Origin of the sequence: Brenneria goodwinii (assembly GCF_002291445.1) — a bacterium.
In the GTDB taxonomy this organism is placed as follows: Bacteria; Pseudomonadota; Gammaproteobacteria; order Enterobacterales; family Enterobacteriaceae; genus Brenneria; species Brenneria goodwinii.
In genome coordinates, this window is the sequence record NZ_CP014137.1 from 416,326 (window position 1) to 422,001 (window position 5,676).

Genomic DNA, 5,676 nt, shown 5'->3' on the forward strand with positions numbered 1-5,676 from the left:
CTTTTATCAGACGGCTGACAAAGTAGCCTTTGTAATACCGAATCCCAATCCGCCATTCCTGCGTAGGCAGGAATCAGTTAATGGCTGTTTACGGTTCCAGTAGGAGATCCCCGCCTACTGACGCGGGGATGACCGGATGGCGCGTCATTCCTGCATAGGCAGGAATCTCTTGTACATATACACCAAGTCGTCAGCAGACGCCGATTCCCGCCTACGCCGCGGGAATGACGGGGATCGTGCTGACAGAGGGATGCCGATGGAAGCGGGAGGTTTGTCAGTAACCTCCTTTTTACTTATCTCTCCCGCAGTGCTTCCGCTCTGGCGCGCAGGATCGGTTTTAGCAGGTAGCTGAGGATGGTTTTCTTGCCGGTGATGATGTCGACCGTTGCCACCATGCCCGGAATAATCAGCAGGGGTTTCTCTGCGCTGCCCAGATAGTTTTTATCGGTACGTAAGCGGATGATATAAAAACTGTTGCCATCTTTATCGGTTACCGTATCCGGACTAATTTGCTCCAGATGACCTTTTAACCCGCCATAGATGGTGTAATCGTATGCGGTGAGTTTAATAATGGCTTCCTGACCGGGATGCAGAAACGCGATGTCCTGCGGACGGATCCTGGCCTCGACCAGCAGCTTGTCATCCAGCGGAACGATCTCCACTAAATCGCTGCCTGGCTGAATAACGCCGCCAATGGTATTCACCAGAATTTGTTGCACGATACCGCGTACCGGTGAAACCACCAGCGTACGATTAACCCGGTCTTCCAACGCCTTGCCGGTGGCGGCAAGTTTGTTCAGGTTGGTCTGGGCCTCGTTCAACTGCGCTAATGCCTCGCTTTTATAACGTCCGCTGGTTTCCTGGATCTTGTTTTCGATCTCTTTGATGGCCGATTCGGCGCGGGGGATCGACAGCGTAACGGAGTCAAGCTGACCTTTGGTCTCTACTTCCGCACGGCGCAGGCGCAGCACCTCCACTTTGGAAATCGCGCCCTCGGCGATAAGTGGTTCCGACATCCTGATTTCTTGTTGCAGCAAATTGAGGCTGTTGCGGAACTGGATCTGTTTGGCCGAGAAATCCCGCAGTTCCTGCCGGCGCTGTATCAGCTGTTCTTCCAGCCCGGATATCTCATTGTGAAATTGTTGACGCCGGCTGTTATATAACTCTTGCTCACCCTTGGCCACTTCCGGCGAGCGGGCGGCAATGTTTGCGGACAAGGTTAAATCCCGATCGTTAATTTCGGCATTCAGGCGTTCAATCCTCAGGGTTAGCGCCAGACGGTCGGCTTCCGTTTCCCCTACGTTGGATGCAAAACGGGTATCGTCAAGCCGTAGCAAAGGATCGCCGGCCTGAACGATCTGACCTTCACGTATAAACAGTTCGGTAATGATACCGCCTTCAAGGTTCTGGACCTTTTGTAACCGGGATGAGGGTATCGCTTTGCCGTTACCTCGGGTGACTTCGTCAATGTTCGCAAATCCTGCCCATAAAATAAAAAACAGGAAAAAGGCGCCGATGCTCCACAGCGTGATGCGAATGATTCTGGGGGAGTCTTCCACTATGGCGCGGCTGACTTCAGGCATGGTATGAAGATTGTCTTCATCGCGTCCGACAAAATAACGCCTAACGCGTTTAGCATACTCAACGAGACGCATTGATCTGTCCCTTTTTTAAGGCATCCATCACGATGGCTTTCGGACCATCGGCAATAATTCGCCCTTTATCAACAATAATTAACCGATCGACTAACGCCAGCATCGATGCCCGATGCGTCACCAGCAACAGCGTTTTGTTGGCGATCACCGGAACGAGCGCCTTTTTCAGCCGATCTTCACTGGAGTTATCCATGGAGCTGGTTGGCTCATCAAAAATCAGAATCGGCGGATCAAGCAGTAAAGCCCTGGCGACAGCGACCGCCTGACGTTGACCTCCGGATAATTGCTGACCGCGTTCACCAACCTGAAGGTTATAACCATCAGGATGCAGACGGGCGAATTCATTAACGCCCGCAATTTCGGCCGCTTGCAGCATGCTTTCATCTTCAACGTAACGTGCGCCGATAATCAGGTTATCGCGCAGCGATCCGCTGAAAAGTTGAATATCCTGTGGCACATAGCCGATGTTATGCCGCAGATCGCCGACATCCAACTGGCGCACGTCTACGCCATCAATAAGGATATTGCCTGAATCGGCCTGGTAGAGATTAACGATCAGCTTCTGCAGCGAGCTCTTGCCCGATCCGCTTCGTCCGATAATGCCGACTTTTTCACCGGCGGCGATGGAAATATTTATTCCCTGCAGCGAGCTATTTTTCTGCTCGGGGTAATGAAACGTCACATCGCGAAACTCGATGCCGCCACGAATACTTTCCCGCTTTAACGGGTGTTCATTATCATTGCGCTCCTGAGGAAGCTGCATCATTTGCTCGGTCGTGGCCATTGTCAGACGGGCCTGCTGATAACGAGTAACCAATCCTGACAGTTGTCCCAGTGGGATGAGCGCCCGGCCGTTAAGCATATAGCAGGCGATTAATCCCCCCATACTGAGTTTGCCGTCAATCAGCATATATACGCCGACCACAATCATGGCGACACCGGCAAATTGCTGGATCCATTGGGTCAGATTGACCGCCAGCGATGACAAAGTTTTGGCCCGCATTTCCAACCGGCTGAGGCTGCCAATGGTTTGCTCCCACAGGTATTGCCGTTCGCTCTCTGCGTTGTTGACTTTTATTGCGTCCAGGCTACTTAGTGTTTCGATCAACGTTGCTTGCCGCTCGCTGGCCAGGTGCATCGTTTTTTCAATCGCCGCCGTTAGCGGTTTTTGTAACGCCCAACTGGCAAGCAAAGCAACAGGATAGGCGAGTATGGAAACCCAGACCAATGGCCCGCCGATAATCCCGATAACCAATAGCAGCAACAGAGTGAAAGGGAAATCAATAAGGGTGGTCAGCGTTAATGAAGAAAGAAAATCCCTGAGCGATTGAAACTCATGGATATTCTGGGCAAAGTTACCTACCCGCGCCGGGCGGGCTTTCATCGACATACCGGTGATACGTTCAAACAACGTGGCTGAAATAATCAGATCGGTTTTTTTGCCTGCAATATCAAGACAAATACCGCGCAGCGTCTTCAGTATCAAATCAAAGATAAACGCCCCGGTAATACCCGTCGCCAGTACCCATAGGGTTGCCGTTGCCTGATTGGGCACCACCCGGTCGTAGACATTCATGATAAACAGCGGGGTTGCCAGGGCGATGATATTAACCAGCAAGCTGGCGAGAACGGCATCCATGTAAAGAAAACGCGATAATTTAAGCGTATCTTTGAACCAGGATTTAGTGCGGGGAATGAGGGAGTCGGACTGAATATCAAACTGGTGGCGGGGTTGGGCAAACATCACCAGCCCCAGGTAGTTCTGTTGTAGCGTATGACGATCGACGGTAATTTCTCCGCCTTCCGTTTCGCTGGGCATGATGCGGGCATCGCCATCGGCATTCCAGCCCAGTAAAATTGCGGCTCTTCCCTCGCGCAATAACAACATCGCCGGGAGCGACATCGCAGCAATTTTGTCCAGTGGCCGCTTAAGCACTCTGCCTTGCAAGCCTGCGCGCGCCGCCGCTCTGGGGAGTAATTTCACCGACAGCCGTTGAGCGGCGAGCGGCAATCCGGCAGTCAGCGTTGACCTGCTGACCGATTTCCCCTGCAAAGAACAAAGAATCAGTAAGCTATCCAGCAGCGGATCGTCGTGACGGCTGCGAGGGTCGCTATGTTCCTGGACAACCGATTCGTCAGGATTATTAGTATCGTGAACAGAATGCAACTTCATTTAGCTGGGTTTTTCCTTTCGCAACGCTATCCCTGCAGCATGACAAAATTAATTGTGTAAGCAAACCGACAGTTCTCCGCCTGGCGCGGCGGAGAACCGGCATATCAACATGGCTTGTTAATTCAATTCAGGTAACTCTGCGTGAGTTGCCACGTTAGTCAGGCTATTGCCTGCCGCCGGTGCTGGAATTGATAAACTATTCAGTAAATCCCCCATGCGTGATTTTATCCGATATTCGGTAAATAGCGCGATAAATCGGACTTCCACCAGACGGCGCTGCGCGGTAAATAACTCATTTTCACTGTCCAGCAAATCCAGTAGCGTTCTTTCGCCCAGGCTGAACTGTTTCTGGTAAGCGGTACGCACTCGCATGCTGCGATCGGCATACTCTGCGGCAATAGGAAGTTGCTGACGAGCGTTATTTAACGCAGACCAGGCCAGACGAAGCTCTTCATTAAGCAGACGCAGGGCATTATTTCTTACGTCCTGCGCTTCTTTGATTTGATAAGCCTTCGATTCCACACTGTTTTTGCTGCTGCCGCCTTCGTACAGGTTATAACGCATTCTTAGCATTGCCTGCCATTCGTTGTTGTGACCGCGAACACCATCAATGTTGTTATCCATATTGCGTGCCAGCTCAATATCTACCCGCGGATAAAAGGAGGATTTTGCCGCTTCGTATTGCTTTTCAGTTGCTTCAATGTCGGATTCGGCGGATTTCAACGACGGGTTATTAGCCAGCATGATGCGCCGCGCTTCTTCCAGCGAAGCTGGCAGAGTAATAGTGGACGCGCCGGGAATAGTCAGGTTCTCCGGTTCCTTACCGATTACGCTGTAGTAATTGGTGCGGGCATCATCAAGATTGGTTTTTTCTGTCAATACATTATTGCGCGCCTGAGCCAAACGGGCTTCCGCCTGTTCCATATCGGCAAGGCGACCGACGCCTTGTTCGCTGCGCAGTTTTATCTGATCGTAAATACGTTCATGGCTGGCGAGATTAACTTCCGCAAGACGTACAAACTCCTGGCGCTGCAGCACATCAAGATAAACCTGCACGGCATTCAATGCGGTGCTTTCGCTGGCGGTTAATACTTTATAAGCGCGGGAATTGACCGTAGCGCGTTGCCGTCCGACCTCGCTAGGGGTGGCAAAACCGTCAAAAACCATCTGGTTTACGCTGATGCCGGATTCACTGCGATTCAGCTCGACGCGGTGATCTCCGCTGGCGCGAGTGGTGGCGCTGTCCGTTTGTTCGCGACCCGTCCCGGCGTTTAACGTTATAGAAGGGAGATAGCCCCCTTTGGCGGCGCTTAAGTCATGTTCTGCAGAGAAACGACTATTAATTGAGGCGCTGACTTCAGGGTGGGTGTTGAGCGAATGTTTAATTGCATCCTGAATAGTATCAGCATGGGCGTAATGACTAAAAACCGTAACGAAAAGAAAAGTAGATAATCTATATTTATTATAAGGCATGGCATTATTTTCCTGCGCAAATGTTGATTTGTGATTTTTCCTATCTTTACTAAAGATTAATTATATTTATAAGTCGATCGCCAATTAATAACAACGTGAATAATATCAATTGGTTATGATTTATGGGGAAATGAAAATCATTTTAAACATCTTGTTTAATCAATGTGAGTAAAGTTCTGGAAAGAATATGCCGGATTTTTTATTATATTGGTCATTGAGTCAAGAGATTGGCACATAAGAAAGTCAGTTTACGGATACTATAATCAATTCTACAGTATGCCTGTACAGCAAGATCAACGCATCAGGATGATGTCGCAATCTATTACTAAATTATTTGCATCATAAAATAATAACTAGATAGCAAGGGGAATTATT

The 5,676-nt window shown here is 50.1% G+C and carries 3 protein-coding genes; all 3 read right to left on the bottom strand.

Features of this window, described 5'->3' with window-relative positions; all coding sequences use genetic code 11:
• Positions 1 to 293: 293 nt before the first annotated feature.
• Entirely contained in the window at positions 294 to 1,655 is a 1,362-nt protein-coding gene (locus ACN28R_RS02010) for an HlyD family type I secretion periplasmic adaptor subunit (RefSeq protein WP_095833418.1), read from the bottom strand.
• The gene (locus tag ACN28R_RS02015; protein ID WP_095833419.1) at positions 1,642 to 3,828 is read right to left on the bottom strand and encodes a type I secretion system permease/ATPase; all 2,187 of its coding nucleotides are present in this window, start codon (positions 3,826 to 3,828) and stop codon (positions 1,642 to 1,644) included. Before ACN28R_RS02015 ends, ACN28R_RS02010 begins: the two co-directional genes overlap by 14 nt.
• A 117-nt stretch (positions 3,829 to 3,945) precedes the next feature.
• Positions 3,946 to 5,301, bottom strand: coding sequence for a TolC family outer membrane protein (locus ACN28R_RS02020; protein ID WP_095833420.1), 1,356 nt, complete (start codon positions 5,299 to 5,301; stop codon positions 3,946 to 3,948).
• Between the last annotated feature and the right edge of the window lie 375 nt (positions 5,302 to 5,676).

Coding starts and splice junctions, on each gene's coding strand:
- ACN28R_RS02020 (WP_095833420.1), bottom strand. CDS start 5,301: ATGCCTTATAATAAATATAGATTATCTACTTTTCTTTTCGTTACGGTT.
- ACN28R_RS02015 (WP_095833419.1), bottom strand. CDS start 3,828: ATGAAGTTGCATTCTGTTCACGATACTAATAATCCTGACGAATCGGTT.
- ACN28R_RS02010 (WP_095833418.1), bottom strand. CDS start 1,655: ATGCGTCTCGTTGAGTATGCTAAACGCGTTAGGCGTTATTTTGTCGGA.